Here is a 16,894-nt window from a genome sequence, read left to right as displayed (position 1 = left end):
TCGGGAGAGCAGTTCGCGACACCGTGCATGGCGCGAACTGCTCTCTCGGTCAGCGGTGGGACTGCCGTCGTCCGAGGAGCCAGCCCACGACAGCTCCCGCGACCGCGGCGACCGCGAAGCCCGAGTAACGCTGGATGAGGACGGGCAGCACGGTCGCACCGAGGTCGAGCGCATCATCGGCAGATTCACCGCCCGACGGAGCGGCCGACCGAGCGCCCGGGGTGGGACCTCGCAGTGCGGCAGCCGCCGCTGCGGCCTCGGCCGCAGCGGACTTCGACCGTTCCACCTCCTCGGGCAAGGTCAGCGGCTCGCCGGTGTCGTGCACCTGGTCGGGCACCGCGTCCGTGACGATCTCGGGTCGCTGGGCGGCCTCCCCGGCGTCCTGGACCGTCGCCTGCGGAACCGGCGCCGCGTCCGCCTCGGTGACCACGGGCGCGCCGCCGCCGAGCTGCTTCTCGATACAGGCGATGAACTGGCCCAGGAGCTTGTCGGAGACGTCCTGCATCACTCCCCGGCCGAACTGAGCCGGCTTGCCCGTCACGGCGAGGTCGGTGACGACGTCGGCCCGGGCGCCGTCACCGTCGGGCGTCAGCTCGACCGTGACCGTGGCCCCCGCAGTGCCGTTGCCCCGTTTGTCCTTCCCCTTCGCCTCGATCACCGCCCGGTGGTTCTCGTCGTCCCTGGCGACGAACGAGCCCGAGCCCCCGTAGACGAGGGAGATCGGGCCCAGCTTGACTTTGACGGTTCCGGTGAACTCGTCGCCGGTGACCTCGGTGACGGTGGCCCCCGGGAAGCAGTCACCGACGCGTCTCAGGTCGGTGAGGAGCACCCACGCCTCGTCGACGGAGGTCGGCACGGTGAACGAGTGGGTGAGCTCCATCCGACGATCACGCCCCTGCCGCCGCGAGGACCGCGCGGCGGGTCAACACCGTCGCGAGGTGGCGACGGTAGTCCGCGCCGCCGTTGAGGTCGGACGGCGGGTTCGTGCCGTCGGCCACCTGAGCCACCGCCGCCCGGACGGCCTCGTCGGTGGGCGCCTGGCCGACCAGCGCGGCCTCCACGGACCGGGCCCGCAACGGGGTCGCGCCCATGTTGGTCAGACCGACGCGGGCCTCGGCGATGGAGCCACCCTCGACCCGCACCGCGGCCGCGACCGCGACGATGGACCACTGGTGGCTGACCCGGACGAACTTCTCGTAGTGGGAGCCCCAGCCCGTGTGCTTCGGGATCCGGATCTGGGTCAGCAGCTCACCCTCACCGACCGCCGTCGTGAACAGGTCCTCGAAGAAGTCGTCCGCGGCGACCGTGCGGGTCTGCCCGCCGGCTCCGGCCACGACCACCTGCGCCCCCAGCGCGAGCACGGGCGCGCCGACGTCACCGGCCGGGTCGGCGTGGACGAGCGCCCCACCGACGGTCCCCCGGTGCCGGATCTGCGGGTCGGCCACCGTGGCGACCGCCTTGGACAGCAGCCCGGCGTGAGTGGACACGACCTCGGAAGCGAGCACAGCGGCATACGGCGTCATGGCACCGATGACGATGACGTCACCCTCCTCCGAGATCCCCTGGAGCTCGGCGATCCGCCCGAGGTCGATCACGACGCTCGGGGCGTTGAGGCGCATCCGCAGGATCGGCAGCAGGGACTGACCGCCGGCGAGGACCTTGGCCTCGTCCCCGTGCTCCGCGAGCGCCGCGAGCGCCTCGGCAACGGTGGTCGGTGCCACGTAGTCGAACGATGCGGGGATCACCGGGCACCGCCTTCCGTCTCGGGGGTGTCTTGGTTGGGAGCCGCCGGGTCGAAGTGCGGCTGCGCGTCCCCGGACGACTCGACCTGACGGTCGGACCCACCGGACTGGATGGCGCGCCACACCCGCTCCGGAGTGCACGGCATCGGCACGTCGTGCACGCCCATCGGCCGCAGCGCGTCGACGATCGCGTTGACGACCGCAGGGGTCGAGGCGATGGTGCCTGCCTCGCCGACTCCCTTGGTGCCCAAGGTGTTCGTCGTCGACGGGGAGACGGTGTAGTCGGTGACGAAGCTGATCGTGTCAGCCGCGGTCGGGAGGGTGTAGTCGACGAACGAGCCGGTGACCAGCGTGCCGTTCTCGTCGTACTCCGCGCCCTCCCAGAGCGCCTGGGCGATGCCTTGGACCAACCCGCCGTGGATTTGACCATCGGCGATGAGCGGGTTGACCACGACGCCGATGTCGTCGACGCAGACGTAGGAGCGCATCCTCGACGCGCCGGTCTCGGTGTCGACCTCCATCGCGCACAGGTGCGTGCCGTGCGGGAAGGAGAAGTTGACCGGGTCGTAGGTCGCGTCCGAGTCGAGGCCCGGCTCGACCCCGTCCGGAAGGTTGTGCGCGGCGAAGCTGGCGAGGGCGATCTCCGCCATCGTCAGACCCTGGTCGGTGCCCTTGACCCCGAAGCGGCCCGCCGAGAACTCGAGGTCGTCGGCGCTCGCCTCGAGCAGGTGCGCCGCGATGGGGCGGGCCTTCTCGATGACCTTGTCGGCGGCGAGCACGAGCGCCTCACCCCCCACGACGAGCGAGCGGGACCCGTAGGTGTCGAGGCCCTTGTGGCTGATCTGGGTGTCGCCGTGGAGGACCTCGACATCCTCGAAGGGGACCCCGAGCCGGTCGGCGACGATCTGGCTCCACGCCGTCTCGTGGCCCTGGCCGTGCGGTGACGTGCCGGTGACGACCTCGACCTTGCCGGTCGGGAGCATCCGGATGCTCGCGTGCTCCCAGCCGCCGGCGCCGTAGCTGAGCGAGCCGAGCACCCGGGAGGGCGCCAGGCCGCACATCTCGGTGAAGGTCGAGACCCCGATGCCGAGCTGGACCGGGTCGTTCGCCTCACGGCGGCGCTGCTGCTCGGCGCGCAGCGCGTCGTAGTCGAAGAGCTCACGGGCCCGGGCTGTCGCCGCCTCGTAGTTGCCGGAGTCGTACGTCATCCCGGCGACCGTGGTGAACGGGAACTCCTCGTGCGTGATCCAGTTCTGCTCGCGGACCTCGAGGGGGTCCCGGCCGAGCTCGGCCGCGAGCTCGTCCATCATCCGCTCGATGCCGAAGGTCGCCTCGGGACGGCCGGCCCCGCGGTAGGCGTCGACCCAGGTCTTGTTCGTCAGGATGGTCTGGACGTTGAACCGGTAGGCCGGGAACTTGTAGATCGAGTTGAACATCCAGGCTCCGAGGACGGGGACGCCCCCGCCGACGAGCGCGACGTAGGCGCCGAGGTCCGCGAGCAGTTCGACCTTGAGCCCGGTGACCGTCCCGTCCCTTCGGGCCGACAGCGTCAGCTTCTGCCACTGGTCGCGACCGTGGTGTCCGGACACGAGCGACTCGGAGCGGGTCTCGGTGTACTTGACCGGCTTGCCGAGCCGGCGCGCCGCCGCGAACGCGACGAACTCCTCGGGCGTCGTCTGGAGCTTGCCGCCGAAGCCGCCGCCGACGTCGGGCGCGATCACCCGGATCTTCGACTCGGAGACGCCCGTGGTCGCCGCGAGCAGGAAGCGCAGGATGTGGGGGATCTGGGTCGCGGACCACATGGTGATCTGCTCGCCGGTCGGGTCGACGACCACGGAGCGCGGCTCCATGAAGGCCGGGATGAGCCGTTGCTGGCGGAACTCGCGCTCGATGACGATGCCGTCGGACCGGGCCGCCTCGATGGCCTCGTCGACGTCGTCGCCGCTGCCCGCCTCCTTGGAGTCGAGCTGCCAGAAGGCGGACTTGTTCGTGCCCAGGTCGGGGTGTGCGAGGACCTCGTCCTTGAGGGCTTCCTTCATGTCGAGGACCGCGGGCAGCTCGTCGTAGTCGACGTCGACCAGCTCGGCCGCGTCGCGCGCCTCCGCGGCAGACCGGGCGACGACACAGGCGACGATCTCGCCGGCGCAGGCGACGTGGTCGACCGCCATCGGCAGGTGCGTGGGCGTCACCTGGTCGGTGGCGATCGGCCACGCGTTGGCGTTGACCCCCTGGACCTCCTTGAGGTCCTCGCCGGTGAGGACGGCCACGACGTTGCGGGCGGCCTTGGCCTCGGCGGTGGCGATGGCCGTGACCCGTGCGTGCGCGAAGGGACTGCGGACCATCGCGATGTGGAGCATGCCGGGCAGGGTGATGTTGTCCGTCCACCGGGTGCGACCGGTGATGAGACGCTGGTCCTCCTTGCGCTTGCGGGCCCGACCGACCTCGCCCGTCGGCGCCTCGGTCGTGGGGGTGTCCTCGGTCATGGTCACGACGTCACCTCCTCGCGGGTGGGCTCGGGCCGGCTGCCCGCCATCGCGGCCGCCGCCTGCTGCACCGCCTTGACGATGTTGTGGTAGCCGGTGCAGCGACAGAGGTTGCCCTCGAGCCCCTCCCGGATCTCTGCCTCGGTCGGGTCGGGGTTCTCCTTGAGCAGGTCGCAGGCCTGCATGATCATGCCGGGCGTGCAGTAGCCGCACTGGAGCCCGTGGGCCTCGTGGAAGGCGACCTGCATCGGGTGGAGCGTCCCGTCGGTCCCGGCCGTGTCGGCCAGCCCCTCGATGGTCGTCACCTCATGGCCGTCCACCTGGACCGCGAGGACGTTGCAGGACTTGACGCTGCGACCGTCGAGGTGGACGGTGCAGGCGCCGCAGTTGCTCGTGTCGCAACCGACGACGGTGCCCGTCTTGCCGACGGTCTCCCTCAGGTAGTGGACCAACAAGGTCCGGGGCTCGATGTCGTCGGAGTACTCGACTCCGTCGACCTTCACGGTGATACGGGTCATTCCTCGGCCTCCTGCCGCACTGCAGTGAGAAACGTGGCTTGGTCTGGGGGTCCCCCACCGGAGTCTTGTCCGACCTTGCCTCCGGAGGCAAGGGGTGAGTGGCTCAGAGGATCGCCCGGGCCGGGTCAGTCGCCCGCGACAGGCACGAACGACAGGACGAGGGACATCCGGACCGAACCCTCCGGCGCGTTCCCGGAGTGTCGCTCGGGCAGGGTGCGGAGCAGTTCCTCGATCCGGGCAACGACGTCGCGGCGCTCCTCGTCGGTCAGCCATCTCTCGCTCACGCTGATCCCGACGCTGTCCCTCGGGGCTGGGCGCTCGCCCGCCTGCTGCGCGGCCTCGTTGGCCTCGACGACGACGGCGATGTTGCGCGCCAGCTTGGCCAGCTCGCCCCGGACCACGGCGTTGGCGACCTGGACGCCGCCCGGGGACCTGGGCACGTAGCTCAGCTCCGTGAACCGCGAGCGCCACGGCCTCGTCCGTGCGTCTCCGCCCGTCTCCGCCCGCTCAGCGATCCCGTACCGCTCGAGCGCCCGCAGGTGGTGGCTCACGGCGGAGGGGGACAGTCCGACGAGCTCGGCTGCCTCGGTCGCCGTCATGACGCGGCCGGCGAGCAGCTCGTTGATGATCCGCTGTCGCGCGGGATGGGCGAGAGCCCGTAGGGCCCGGGGGTCGTCGACCTCGAGTGCCTCGGTGGGACGGCGCAGGGTGGCCATGACCCTCATCCTAGGACGGACGTGAAGGATTGACTTCAGGAGTTGTGAAGCACTATCTTCACGATTTATGAAGGAACTGCTTCGGATCCGGGACGCGCGCATCGCTCTCGGTGCGCGGGCTCTGTCGCAGCTGGGCGACGCCATGACGCTGATCGCCCTGTCGATCCTCATCGCCCAGACCGGGCAGCCCCTCGACCTCACCGTGCTCCTCGTCGCCTTCGCGGCACCGGTCGTCGCCCTCTCCTCGTGGGCCGGTCGGCTCGTCGACACCCGAGACTCGCGGCACCTCCTCACTGCGGCGGCGCTCGTGCAGGTGGCCGGGTCCGCGGGCCTGCTCGCCTCGACCTCCCTCGGCTGGCAGGTCGGCTGCATCCTCGTCATCCAGTCCGGCCAGGCGGTGGCGGGACCGGGGTGGGGGGCCTTGTTGCCGCGGATCGTCGGCGAGGAGAAGGTCGGGCGGGCGATCGGGCTGCAGCAGGCCCTTGGCTCCGCAGCCTGGCTCGCCGGCACGGCCCTCGGGGGACTCGCCTTCGCGGCCGTCGGCTTCCACGGCGTCATCCTCATCGACACGCTGGCCTTCGGCTCGCTCGTCGGCGCGGCGCTGGCCGTCCGGACCCACCGGGCCGGCGCCGGCGCCGGCTGCCCCGCGCCCACCCCGGCGCCCACCCCGGCGCCCGCACTCGAGTCGGGCTGGCGGATCCTGCATCGCGACCGGGTCTCGGGCCTCGTCGTGGCCGGGCTCGTGCTGTTCGTCGTCGCCCTCGAGGGGACCAACGTCGTCGAGGCCTTCCTCGTCATCGACGTCCTCGGCGCCGGACCCGCGGCGTACGGGTTGCTCGGCCTCTGCCTCGGCACGGGCGTGACCGTCGGCTCCGTGCTGTGCACCAGGATCGACGGGGACCGCCGGCGGATCGCGGTCCTGTCCGCCGCCGCCGGCACGTTGGGCCTGACGATCGCGGCGGCGGGGCTGGTGGGTTCGGTGGCGTGGCTCTACCCGCTCTTCGTCGTCGCCGGTCTCGCCAACGGCTTCATCAACGGACTCGGGTTCGCGCTCGTCGTGGGGCGCACCGCCGACGCGGCGCGGGGCCGGGTGCTGGCTGCCGCCATGGGGACGATCCGCGGCGGGTCGGTGGTCTCCCTCCTCGTCGCCGGGGTGGCGGCCGGCTGGTACGGACCGCGGGCGGTCTTCGTCGGCGCCGGGCTGCTCACCGTCACGGTCGCGCCGGTGCTCCTGCTGGCTCGGGGACGGCGAGCCTGGGCCGGACACGGCGAACCAGCCGACGCGTCGCCCGGCGTCACCGAGGTCGGAGCGGTGGAGCCGGCGGCGTGACGGACGCCCCCAGGCTCCGTTCCGGTCGGCGCCGCGCGGCAGACTGGGCCCATGACGCACCACGTGGACGACTACCAGGCTGCCCGCACCCGCTACGACTCGATGACCTACCGTCGCTGCGGAGCGAGCGGCCTCGACCTGCCCGCGGTCTCTCTCGGGCTGTGGCACAACTTCGGCGACGACGTCCCCATGGACCGGCAGCGGGCCATCCTCCGCCGGGCCTTCGACCTCGGCGTGACGCACTTCGACCTCGCCAACAACTACGGCCCGCCCTACGGCAGCGCCGAGCGCAACTTCGGCACGATCTTCGCCCAGGACCTCAGGCGCTACCGCGACGAGCTGATCCTCTCGACGAAGGCCGGCTACGACATGTGGCCGGGCCCCTACGGCCAGGGCGGTGGCTCCCGCAAGTACCTGCTGGCGTCGCTCGACCAGTCGCTCGAGCGGATGGGCGTCGACTACGTCGACATCTTCTACAGCCATCGCTTCGACGACACGACCCCGCTCGAGGAGACGATGGGGGCGCTCGACACGGCGGTCCGGAGCGGCAAGGCCCTCTATGCCGGCATCTCGTCCTACTCGCCGCAGCGGACCCAGGAGGCGATCGAGATCCTCGGCGAGATGGGGACGCCCATGCTCATCCACCAGCCGAGCTACTCGATGCTCAACCGGTGGATCGAGGAGGACCTGCTCGACACGCTCGGCGAGGAGGGCGTCGGGTGCATCGCCTTCTCGCCGCTGGCCCAGGGCATGCTGACGGACAAGTACCTCGGCGGCATCCCCGACGGATCGCGCGCCAGCCAGGGCAAGTCGCTCAGCCCGGACCTGCTGACGGACGAGTCGCTCCGGCACGTCCGGGCCCTCAACGAGGTCGCGCAGTCCCGCGGCCAGTCGCTGGCCCAGCTCGCGCTGGCCTGGGCGTTGCGTGACGACCGGGTCACCTCGGTCCTCATCGGCGCGTCGAGCGTCGCCCAGCTGGAGAACAGCCTCGGCGCCCTGGACCGCCTCGAGTTCACTCAGGAGGAGCTCGACCGCATCGACGAGCACGCGGTCGAGGCGGGCATCAACCTCTGGAAGCGCTCGAGCACCCACTGAGCGTCGAGCTCGGTCCCAGCCCAGCGGCGTCCGACCCTTCCGTATGCCGCTGGGCTCGCTCTCCGAGTTCGCGGAGGCGGGTGCCCACGAGCTCCCCGACGGCACTCTACGGCGTGCTGGTGACACTGCCTCAGGACCGCCAATTCGTTTGTCGATCAACCAGACTCGCTGGGGATATCTCCTGCGAGGCGAGGCTGGACGAGGTAGACTCGAACACGTGATCGAGGGTCCTCGCGTGCTCCCGGAGCCGGCGTCCGCCGGCTCCGTTCGGGTGCCTGCGGCCCTGGCTGCCTGCGACGTGGTGGCCTTGTTGCCGCGGCTCTCGGAGACGGACGGGAGCGGCCTCGGCGCGAGCGAGCTCGTCGACCTGCTCGACACGCTGGAGCGGGCCAAGGCGGCCTGTGCGGCAGCGCAGGCCAAGGTGACCGCGGCGTTCGTCGACGCCCAGGCCGTTGAGGCCGCTCACTGGACGGACCGCGCGCGAGAGTGCTTGGACGCGAACGACTTCGAGGGTTACCGCGCTGCGAAGGACGAGGTGCGGCGCCGTGACTTCACCCCTGCGGCTCTCAACGGGCGCGGGCCTGGGGACGAGCGGGCTTCGACGTCACGCGGCCGCCGCACGGGCGCCCACGACAAGGCAGGCATCGCCGCACAGGTCGGCCTGGCCCGGCACGAGTCACCGCACCGCGGTGCGCGACTCGCCACGACCGCGCTGGCTCTGGTCCGCGACCTTCCGCACACGCTCGACGCGCTGACGACTGGCGAGCTCAACGAGCGTCGGGCCGAGCTGGTCGCCCGCCTCACGAGCCACCTGACTGCCGAGGACCGCACCGCGGTCGACGCCGAGGTCGTCGGCGCCCACCGCAGCGACCCGACCGACCCCGGGCTGACCGGTATCGCGACGTGGGGGGACCGCCAGCTCGAAGGTGCCGTGCGCGCTGCCGCCGACCGGATCGACGCGGCAGGGGCGGTCGCGCGGGCCAGGACGGCGGAGTCCGAGCGCCGCGTCACGATCCGGCCGATCCCCGACACCATGGCACTGGTGACCGCGGTCCTGCCGGTCAGGCAGGCCGTCGCCCTCTACGCGGCGCTCACGGCTGCGGCCTCGACCGCGCAGGCAACGGGTGACGTCCGGAGCAAGGGACAGGTCATGGCCGACACCCTGGTCGACCGGGTCCTGTCCGGCGCCGCGGGTGAGCCGGGCATCCTCGGCGACGTGCCCGTGGAGGTGCAGGTCGTCATCACCGACCGCGCACTGTTCGACGGTGACGACACTCCGGCGCAGGTCCCGGGCTACGGGCCGGTGCCCGCCGGCTGGGTCCGCGAGCTGCTCACCGCTGACCTCGGTCCGCCTGGCGGGGACCGGTCGGGCGCCCACGGCCCCGAATGGTCTCCGCGGGCGCGGACCTGGCTCCGCCGGCTCTACACCCATCCGGCGAGCGGGACCCTGGTCGCGATGGACTCGAAGCGCCGCCTGTTCCCACCAGGTCTGCGACGCTTTCTCGTCGCCCGCGACGGCGTGTGCCGGATGCCGTGGTGCGATGCGCCCATCCGGCACGCCGACCACGTGACCCCCTTCGCCGTGGGCGGTCCGACGACGGCCGAGAACGGCCAGGGACTGTGCGTGCGGTGCAACCAGGTCAAGGAGCAACCGGGCTGGAGAGCCCGGGTCGTCCACCCCGGACCGCTGCCGATGCCGGTCCCTGCGCACCCGGTCCCTGCGCACACGGTCCGCCTGACGACACCGACCGGGCACCAGCACACCTCGGTGGCTCCTCCCGTCCTCCCCGCACACCGCGAGCCCACCGAGGGGAGCGCGCTCGACCTCGCCCACCTCGACGAGCCCCTCAGCCCGCTCGAGCAGCTCCTGACCGACCGCCTGGCCGGCTGAGCGGGGGGACCCAGCCCAGCGGCATACGAACCGATCAGGCGTCCCCGCGCAGAAGGGCGCCCAGGTCTCCCACCTCACCGAGGTGGCGGAGCTTGTCGGGGTTGATCTGGTTGCGCAGCCCGGTGATCCCGCCCTCGTCGTCGAGCTCGATGGAGAGTGCGCCCAGCAGCTCACCGGACCGGCCGAAGGTGAGGAGGCCGGGCTCGCCGTTGACCGCCACCTGTTCCAGACGGATGCCCAGAGGCCCGCCCCGGCGCGCCAGCCCGGCCCTGAACCGCGCCCCGGCCACCGCTCCGTGCAGCGGCCTCGCGAGCGCCGGCGCCAGCGGCGCCCTCGGCCGCACCCTGACGCCCGCCCTGGTCGCGGCGGGTCACGACGTCTTCGGCACGACCCGGACGGGCAACCCCGGCCCGATCACGGCCGCCGGGGCGACCCCGCTGACCATGGACGGCCTCGACCGGACCTCGGTCCTGCAGGCGGTGGAAGAGGCCAAGCCGGACGTCATCATCCACCAGCTCACCGCACTGCGCACCGGGATCGATCCCAAGCACTTCGACACGGGCTTCGCGACGACGAACCGCCTGCGCACCGAAGGCACGGACCACCCCCTCGAGGCGGCACGCACCTTCGGAGTGGGGCGGGTGCTCGCGCAGAGCTTCACCGGTTTCACCAACCCGCGCACGGGGCCCGGCCTCGCCGACGAGACCAGCGGGTACGACCCTGATCCTGCGCCCGAGGCGCGTCAGACCCTCGTCTCGAAGTGGCTGCCGGCCCTCGCCGAGGCTCTCGGGGCCACACCTCCGAGACGCCTGCCGTTGTGCCTGTCCCGCCCGCTGCTCGGCGAGCACGGCGTCAACCTGATGACCAAGATCCGCGGCTCCTCCAATGCCAAGGCCAAGCGTGAGCTCGCCTGGACGCTGCAGTACCCGACGTGGCGGGTCGGCTTCGCGACGGGCCTCTGACGCACACGCCGGGTCCGGGCCCACCGACACCTACGGGACAGATGCCTGCTGCGGACTCGGGTGGTCAGGGTGACGGCACGTCAGGGTGGTCGGCGTGGACATCGAGGTGCTCGTGGTGGTGGATGGGACCGCCGAGCTCACTCAGCCGCTCACCCTGACCACCCCAGCGCAGTGCGATGATCTCGGCCGCGATGGAGATGGCCGTCTCCTCCGGGGTCCGCGCGCCGAGGTCGAGCCCGATCGGTGACGACATGCGCGCCAGCTCCTCGTCCGTCAGGCCGGCCTCGCGCAGCCGTCGCAGGCGGTCCTCATGCGTGCGACGGGATCCCATCGCGCCGATGTAGGCGACCTCCGGGAGGCGCAGCGCGACCTCGAGGACCGGCACGTCGAACTTCGGGTCGTGGGTCAGCACCGCGACGACGGTCCGTGGGTCGACCCGGCCGCCCTCGACCTCCTCGGTGAGGTAGTCGTGCGGCCAGCGGACGATGACCTCGTCGGCGTCGGGGAAGCGGGACCTCGTGGCGAACACCGGTCGTGCGTCGCAGACGGTGACGTGGTAGCCGAGGAAGCTCCCGACCCGTGCGACGGCCGCGGCGAAGTCGATCGCACCGAAGACGAGCATCCGGGGCTTGGGCGCATGGCTCTGGACGAAGACGCGCATCCCCTCGCCGCGGCGCTCCCCGTCGGGACCGTAGCCCAGGGTCGCCGTGCGCCCCTGGGCGAGCAGTCCCCGCGCATCGTCGCGCACCGCAGCGTCCGCCCGCTCGCTCCCGAGGGACATGCGCAGGCCGTATGCCGCCGGGCTCGCTCCGGCGTCCACGCTCCCTCGAGCGGCCCCGTCGTCCACCACCCCAGCCACTCGAGTGGCCTCCTCGTCCACCGCCTCCGGATGCACCACGATGCGTCGACCGAGCCAGCTGGGATCGGGGTGCTCGATGACCGTGGCCACCGCGACGGGCCGTCCGGCCTCGATGTCCGCGGCGACCGCGCCGAGCTCGGGGAAGGTCTCCTTCGAGACCTTCTCGACGAAGACGTCGAGGATGCCGCCGCACGTCAAGCCGACCGCGAACGCGTCGTCGTCGCTGATCCCGTAGCGGTGGAGCACCGGGACGCCGGAGGCGACGACCTCCTGGCCGAGCTCGTAGACGGCGCCCTCGACGCATCCGCCGGAGACGGACCCGACGGCCTCGCCGCCCGGCCCGACGAGCATCGACGCCCCGGGCTGGCGCGGCGCGGAGCGCCACGTCCCGACCACGGTGCCGACGCCGACCACGTCGCCGGCCTCCCACCACCTCGTCAGCTCCCGCAACACCTCACGCACGTGCCACCACCTCGATCAGCTCCTCGAACGCCGCGAGCGAGTGGCCCGCGACGAAGTCGTCAACGTGCGGCAGGGCCGCGATGATGCCCTGCTGCACGGGCAGGTACCCGTCCTTGCCTCGGTGCGGGTTGGACCACACGACCCGGTGGGCCAGGGCGGCGAGCCGGCGCATCTGCTCCCCGAGCAGCTCCGGGCCCTGCCGTTCCCAGCCGTCGGAGAACACGACGACGACCGCCCCGCGGGCCATGCCGCGCCGGCCCCACCGGTCGAGGAACGCGGCGATGGACTCGCCGAGCCGGGTCCCGCCGGACCAGTCGGGGACGGCCTCCCCCGCGGCGATGAGCGCCCGGTCGGCGTCCCGCACGCGCAGGGCGCGCGTCACGTGCGTCAGGCGCGTCCCCATGGTGAACACCTCGACCGGCCCCCGGGGACCGGCGGCCTGGACGTAGGTGTGGGCCAGCCGGAGGAGGCTGTCCGCGTAGGCGCTCATCGAGCCCGAGACGTCGATGAGGAGGACCACCCGGCGTGGACGGCTGCCGCGGACGCGGTGGTGGATCCGGCCGGGCTCGCCCATCCGGCGCAGCTGCTCCCGCAGCGTTCCGGGGCCGTCCACCTCTCCCGTGCGGGAGCGGACGTGGCGACGGGCACGACGGCGGGGCGGCCGGGGACGCAGCCGACCGAAGAGCCGGGCGAGGCCCTGGCGCTCCTCGATGCCGAGCGCGGCCACGTCGCGGTGACGGAGCACCTCGAGGCCGCTGGCGCGGGCCTGCACGGCGTCCTCGGCGCCGTCGGCGGGGCCGGAGCTCCCCTCGACCTCCTCGAGCGAGGCGCGGGTCGCCCGCGGTGCCTCCCGCTCGGGACGCCGGGTCTGAGTCGGCTGCTCCGCGCTGAACCACGAGGTGAAGACCTGGTCGTAGCGCTCGACGTCGGCCGGTGAGGAGGTGAGGGTGGCTCGTCCCGTCCAGTAGACGTGTCGGCGCTCGCCGAGGCCGACCTCGCGCAGGGCGACGAGGAAGGTGCGCTCACGGTCCGCGGTGACGGGCAGGCCCGCGGCCCGCAGGGCCCGGGCGAAACCGAGCAGCCACTCGTCGGCGGCCCACCGGGGCGCGATCTCGCTCCCCGACGAGTCTCCGGGCGCAGCGGTCATGGCGTCAGAAGTCGGTCGAGCATGGCCCGGACCCGCTCGGCATCCTCGCGGTACTTCACGGCGGAGCCGAGCGAGGCAGCCGCGACCTCCGGGTCGAGCGCGGCCGCGCCGAGCGCGACGAGGGCGCGGGCCCAGTCGAGCGTCTCGGCAACCCCGGGCGGCTTGATCAGACCAACGTCGGTGCGCAGGCGCTGGATGACCCCCACCACCTGCTCCGCGAGGGCGGCCGGGACCTCCGGCAGACGGGTGCGGACGATCTCGAGCTCCCGGGCCAGTCCCGGGTGGTCGATCCAGTGGTAGAGGCAACGCCGCTTGAGGGCGTCGTGCAGCTCCCGGGTCCGGTTCGAGGTGAGCACGACGATCGGCGGCGTCGTCGCGGCGAGGGTGCCGACCTCCGGAATCGTGACCTGCCACGTGGACAGCACCTCGAGGAGGAACGCCTCGAACTCGTCGTCGGCTCGGTCGATCTCGTCGATGAGCAGCACACAGGGAGCCTCCCGAAGGGCCCGCAGCACGGGGCGGGCCAGCAGGAACCGCTCGTCGAAGAGCTCCGTCTCGAGCTGGCCCGGATCGCGGTGGTCGTCGCGTGACAGCGCTTCGACAGCCCTCAGGTGCAGGATCTGGCGGGGGAAGTCCCAGTCGTAGAGGGCCTGCGTCGCGTCGATGCCCTCGTAGCACTGGAGCCGGATCAGCTGCAGGCCGAGGGCCTCGGCCAGAGCCTCGGCGAGAGCGGTCTTGCCGGTCCCGGGCTCGCCCTCGAGGAGGATCGGCCGACCGAGGCGGATGGCGAGGAAGGTCACCGTGGCCAGGGCGTCGTCCGCGAGGTAGCCCGTCCGGCTGAGCGCCGCCGCGACGTCGCCGGGGCTGGCAAAGGTGTCGGCGAAGGAGTCGGCGGGCGGGCTCCCGGTGGTCTGCCCCTTGGTCTGCACGGTGCTCTGCCCCGCGGTCTGGCCCGCGGTCTGTCCCGCATTGGGCCCCGCAGTGAGACCAGAGACGGTGTCCATGACCTGAGCATTACCGACAAACGCGGAACGGGGAAGGATACGCCCTTCCGGATGCGTCGGTACGACCTCGCTGCGGCGCCTCAACCGGACGCATCGAGGCCGGCGCGACGCGCCCCGGCCGGAGAGTCGACGTCCCGACCGGTGGCGAGGTCACCACACTCGACGACGACGTGGTCATGCACCGCGAGGTAGTCGCGGGCGCCGCGGTCACCTCGTGCCCCGGCGACGACTCCGGCCCAGTGGTCGCGCCCGATGAGCGTCGGGTGACCCGGGACCCCGCCGTAGGCCGCGCGGCTCAGGCAGCCGGCGCCGACCGCGACCCCGGACACGCCGACCCCGGACACCTCGACACTGGACGCGCCGACCCCTGACCTTCCGACGCGGTGCACGGCGCCGGCGGGGAGGTCCGGGAGGTCGACGAGCGAGACGAGGACCGCCTGGACCTGGGCATGCGGCCGCATCGCCGTCAGACCCGCCCGCAGTGACGCACCCATCCCCTCGGACCAGTCCGCACAGCGGACCACGTCGACGACGTCCTCCTCGGGGAACGAGGCCCGCACGGCGGCGGTCACCTCGTCCGAGGCTGCCCCGACCACCACGGTCACCCCGTCGCAGCCCCCCTCGAGGAGCACGGCCACGGCCCGCTCGGCGAGGGTGCGGCCGCCCTCTGCGGGGCGCAGCAGCGCCTTGGGCCGGCCCATCCGGCGGCCGGAGCCCGCCGCGAGCAGGAGGCCACGGACGTGCGGGAGGGGACTCAGCGGCATACGGCCATTGTGGCTAGCGGATCCCGGCGAGGTCGACGGAGCCGATCGACGTGCGTGGCACGGCGGTGACTCGTTCGCCGTGGGCGAGGTGAGCGGCGGGCTGGAAGAGCGGGACGAACGGACCGAACTGCTCCATCTGGAGCTGCCAGCGCGCGAAGGCCCCGGGGCGCTCGTCGCCGTAGGAGGTCCGGGTCGCTGCCGTCAGGGCGTCCATCGCCGAGCTCACGCCGCGGACCCAGCGGGCGCGGTGAGCGAGATGGCCGCCCGGAGCGAAGGCGAGCGCCGCCTCGGGCTCGGCGTACTCGGGGGTCCAGGCCCAGAGGCCCATCACGTCGAGGCCCTTCTCGTAGTCGGAGAGGGCCTTGACCATCGGGGCGGGAGCGAGGACGACGCGGATCCCGACGGGCCTGAGCTGGTCGCGGATCGCCGCGGCGACGACGCGGAGGTCGAGGCCGTTGAGCGGGCGGTCGCTCGCGTAGCTGAGCCGGATCGGCTCCCCACGGTAGCCGGAGCGGGCCAGCGCTGCCCTTGCCGCGGCGAGGTCCCCGGCCCGGGGCGTGGTCGGCGTCGCGGTCGGAATGGGCGCGGCGGTCCCGCTCGGCGTGGGCGTGGCCGCTGAGGTCGGCACTGAGGTCGGCACTGAGGTCGGTGCCGAGGTGGCTACGGACGCGGGTGCGGAGGTGGGCGAAGGCGCGGCCGTCCCGGTCGCTCTTCCCGTCGGGGTGGGCGGCGTCGTCGCGGCCGGGACGGGTGGCTCGAAGGCGCCCGGCAGGCCGCGGGGCACCAGCCCGAGCGCGGGGACGGCGCCCGGCCCGGCGCGGCGCGTGACGGCCTCGAGGTCGAGCCCGAGGCGCACCGCGGCGACGAAGTCGGGGTTGCCGGTCCACCGGTTGACGGTCTGGTCGTCGTTGAGGAGGAGGAAGGCGAGGGCGGGTGAGGTCTGTGAGGTGATGGCGACGCTCGAGACCGTGGGTCGGAGCTTCATCGCGTCGGCGTGGTCGGGGGGCAGGTCGAGCACGACGTCGGCCGCGCCGGACTCGATGTCGCGGACCTGCTGGGCCGGGGGGGCGTTGCGGACGACGATCTCGGTGAACACCGGAGACGGGCCGGACCAGTGGGGGTTGGGCTGGAGGGTGATGCTGCGGCCGGCGTCAGCCTCGGCGACGACGTAGGGGCCGGAGCCGGCGGAGTTCCAGCTGAGCCAGGTGCCTGCGGTGTCGCCGTCGCCGACCGCGCCCCCGTGCTGTTTGACGACGTCGGCGTTGAGGATGCCGAAGGCCGGGTTGGCGAGGACGGCGGGCAGCGCGAAGTTCGGGCCCGGCGTGATGACGGTCAGGGTGCGGTCGTCGACCTTGGTGAAGCCGACGGGTCCGAGGAGTTGGGCCGCGGTGCCGCCGAGGCCACGGGCCCGGGCGAGGGTGAAGACGACGTCGTCGGAGGTGACGCGCGTGCCGTCCGAGAAGGTGGCGTCCGGGCGGAGGCGCAGGGTGAGCCAGTTGCGCTCGGGTGACATGGTCCACTCGGCGAGGCCCGGCAGCACGGTGGTGGGGTCCTCCGGGTCGAGCGTCGTCAGCGTCTCGTAGGCCGCGTCGGCGACGAGGAGGCCGCTGCGTTCGACGAGGACCCGTGGATCGAGCGAGGTGAAGTCGAAGACCGTCTCGACGACGAGGGGGGCGCGCTCCGCGGAGGTCGTCGTGGAGGCGGGAGTGCCCCGCCCGGTCGCCGTGGCGGTCGTGGCCGACGGGCTCGCCGGGCCCGGGGTCGCGGCCGGCCCGGTGCACGCGCCGAGGACGAGCGTCGTGGCGAGGGCGGTGAGCAGCGTGGCGCCGACGCCCAACCTCGGGACGGTGGGTCGGCGCATCGGGACTGGTCCTCTTCGGTTGCGGCACCACCGGCTGGGCCGGGGCGCGAGGGGCGACGG

At 72.8% G+C, this 16,894-nt stretch carries 15 protein-coding genes; 4 read left to right on the top strand and 11 right to left on the bottom strand.

Translation table 11 applies throughout. The features are described from left to right. Window positions 1-49: 49 nt before the first annotated feature. The 5 genes from INTCA_RS00585 to INTCA_RS18430 all read right to left on the bottom strand — a co-directional run bounded on the left by INTCA_RS00585 (window position 50) and on the right by INTCA_RS18430 (window position 5,459). Window positions 50-880: an SRPBCC family protein gene (locus INTCA_RS00585; protein WP_013490997.1), complete on the bottom strand. Its 831-nt coding sequence runs from the start codon at window positions 878-880 to the stop codon at window positions 50-52. Between the two features lie 7 nt (window positions 881-887). After that, on the bottom strand, window positions 888-1,745 hold the full coding sequence (locus INTCA_RS00580) for an FAD binding domain-containing protein (RefSeq protein WP_013490996.1): 858 nt from the start codon (window positions 1,743-1,745) through the stop codon (window positions 888-890). Continuing rightward, window positions 1,742-4,231 (bottom strand): xanthine dehydrogenase family protein molybdopterin-binding subunit, encoded by a 2,490-nt coding sequence (locus INTCA_RS00575; RefSeq protein WP_013490995.1) that lies wholly within the window; start codon window positions 4,229-4,231, stop codon window positions 1,742-1,744. The genes INTCA_RS00580 and INTCA_RS00575 overlap by 4 nt, the downstream gene beginning before the upstream one ends. After that, the gene (locus INTCA_RS00570; RefSeq protein ID WP_013490994.1) at window positions 4,228-4,743 is read right to left on the bottom strand and encodes a (2Fe-2S)-binding protein; all 516 of its coding nucleotides are present in this window, start codon (window positions 4,741-4,743) and stop codon (window positions 4,228-4,230) included. The genes INTCA_RS00575 and INTCA_RS00570 overlap by 4 nt, the downstream gene beginning before the upstream one ends. A 125-nt stretch (window positions 4,744-4,868) precedes the next feature. Continuing rightward, window positions 4,869-5,459 (bottom strand): winged helix-turn-helix domain-containing protein, encoded by a 591-nt coding sequence (locus tag INTCA_RS18430; RefSeq protein ID WP_013490993.1) that lies wholly within the window; start codon window positions 5,457-5,459, stop codon window positions 4,869-4,871. 67 nt (window positions 5,460-5,526) lie between these two features. Between INTCA_RS18430 and INTCA_RS18425 the strand changes: the two genes are divergently transcribed. The 3 genes from INTCA_RS18425 (at window position 5,527) to INTCA_RS00550 (ending at window position 9,775) form a co-directional block, all read left to right on the top strand. After that, entirely contained in the window at window positions 5,527-6,789 is a 1,263-nt protein-coding gene (locus INTCA_RS18425; protein ID WP_013490992.1) for an MFS transporter, read from the top strand. Between the two features lie 51 nt (window positions 6,790-6,840). Then, window positions 6,841-7,884 (top strand): L-glyceraldehyde 3-phosphate reductase, encoded by a 1,044-nt coding sequence (gene mgrA, locus INTCA_RS00555; RefSeq protein ID WP_013490991.1) that lies wholly within the window; start codon window positions 6,841-6,843, stop codon window positions 7,882-7,884. A 217-nt stretch (window positions 7,885-8,101) separates the two neighbouring features. Beyond that, window positions 8,102-9,775, top strand: coding sequence for an HNH endonuclease (locus tag INTCA_RS00550; protein ID WP_052337934.1), 1,674 nt, complete (start codon window positions 8,102-8,104; stop codon window positions 9,773-9,775). Between the two features lie 34 nt (window positions 9,776-9,809). Here INTCA_RS00550 and INTCA_RS00545 read toward each other — a convergent pair whose 3' ends face one another. Next, complete coding sequence (locus INTCA_RS00545) at window positions 9,810-9,995, bottom strand: hypothetical protein (protein ID WP_041307058.1); 186 nt, start codon at window positions 9,993-9,995, stop codon at window positions 9,810-9,812. A gap of 13 nt (window positions 9,996-10,008) precedes the next feature. Between INTCA_RS00545 and INTCA_RS00540 the strand changes: the two genes are divergently transcribed. Further along, window positions 10,009-10,737, top strand: a complete 729-nt coding sequence (locus INTCA_RS00540) for an NAD-dependent epimerase/dehydratase family protein (RefSeq protein ID WP_013490989.1) — start codon at window positions 10,009-10,011, stop codon at window positions 10,735-10,737. 64 nt (window positions 10,738-10,801) lie between these two features. Here INTCA_RS00540 and INTCA_RS00535 read toward each other — a convergent pair whose 3' ends face one another. The 5 genes from INTCA_RS00535 to INTCA_RS00515 all read right to left on the bottom strand — a co-directional run bounded on the left by INTCA_RS00535 (window position 10,802) and on the right by INTCA_RS00515 (window position 16,834). Further along, entirely contained in the window at window positions 10,802-12,058 is a 1,257-nt protein-coding gene (locus INTCA_RS00535) for an XdhC family protein (protein WP_013490988.1), read from the bottom strand. Continuing rightward, window positions 12,051-13,205 carry a vWA domain-containing protein gene (locus tag INTCA_RS00530; protein ID WP_013490987.1) on the bottom strand — a complete coding sequence of 385 codons (1,155 nt, stop codon included), beginning with the start codon at window positions 13,203-13,205 and terminating at the stop codon, window positions 12,051-12,053. Before INTCA_RS00530 ends, INTCA_RS00535 begins: the two co-directional genes overlap by 8 nt. Further along, window positions 13,202-14,209, bottom strand: coding sequence for an AAA family ATPase (locus INTCA_RS00525; RefSeq protein ID WP_013490986.1), 1,008 nt, complete (start codon window positions 14,207-14,209; stop codon window positions 13,202-13,204). Before INTCA_RS00525 ends, INTCA_RS00530 begins: the two co-directional genes overlap by 4 nt. An 80-nt stretch (window positions 14,210-14,289) precedes the next feature. After that, a complete protein-coding gene (locus INTCA_RS00520) occupies window positions 14,290-14,973 on the bottom strand; it encodes a nucleotidyltransferase family protein (protein ID WP_013490985.1) in 684 nt (227 codons plus the stop codon). 13 nt (window positions 14,974-14,986) lie between these two features. Continuing rightward, window positions 14,987-16,834 (bottom strand): ABC transporter substrate-binding protein, encoded by a 1,848-nt coding sequence (locus INTCA_RS00515; protein ID WP_013490984.1) that lies wholly within the window; start codon window positions 16,832-16,834, stop codon window positions 14,987-14,989. Window positions 16,835-16,894: the final 60 nt, after the last annotated feature.

The sequence above is a fragment of the Intrasporangium calvum DSM 43043 genome, assembly GCF_000184685.1.
Lineage (GTDB): Bacteria > Actinomycetota > Actinomycetes > Actinomycetales > Dermatophilaceae > Intrasporangium > Intrasporangium calvum.
This window is presented reverse-complemented; position numbering and strand designations above follow the sequence as displayed.

Excerpts from the sequence above, each read along its gene's own strand:
- INTCA_RS00585 (WP_013490997.1), bottom strand. The coding sequence starts at position 880 with ATGGAGCTCACCCACTCGTTCACCGTGCCGACCTCCGTCGACGAGGCG.
- INTCA_RS00570 (WP_013490994.1), bottom strand. The coding sequence starts at position 4,743 with ATGACCCGTATCACCGTGAAGGTCGACGGAGTCGAGTACTCCGACGAC.
- INTCA_RS18430 (WP_013490993.1), bottom strand. The coding sequence starts at position 5,459 with ATGGCCACCCTGCGCCGTCCCACCGAGGCACTCGAGGTCGACGACCCC.
- INTCA_RS18425 (WP_013490992.1), top strand. The coding sequence starts at position 5,527 with ATGAAGGAACTGCTTCGGATCCGGGACGCGCGCATCGCTCTCGGTGCG.
- mgrA (WP_013490991.1), top strand. The coding sequence starts at position 6,841 with ATGACGCACCACGTGGACGACTACCAGGCTGCCCGCACCCGCTACGAC.
- INTCA_RS00540 (WP_013490989.1), top strand. The coding sequence starts at position 10,009 with ATGCCCAGAGGCCCGCCCCGGCGCGCCAGCCCGGCCCTGAACCGCGCC.
- INTCA_RS00530 (WP_013490987.1), bottom strand. The coding sequence starts at position 13,205 with ATGACCGCTGCGCCCGGAGACTCGTCGGGGAGCGAGATCGCGCCCCGG.
- INTCA_RS00525 (WP_013490986.1), bottom strand. The coding sequence starts at position 14,209 with ATGGACACCGTCTCTGGTCTCACTGCGGGGCCCAATGCGGGACAGACC.
- INTCA_RS00520 (WP_013490985.1), bottom strand. The coding sequence starts at position 14,973 with ATGCCGCTGAGTCCCCTCCCGCACGTCCGTGGCCTCCTGCTCGCGGCG.
- INTCA_RS00515 (WP_013490984.1), bottom strand. The coding sequence starts at position 16,834 with ATGCGCCGACCCACCGTCCCGAGGTTGGGCGTCGGCGCCACGCTGCTC.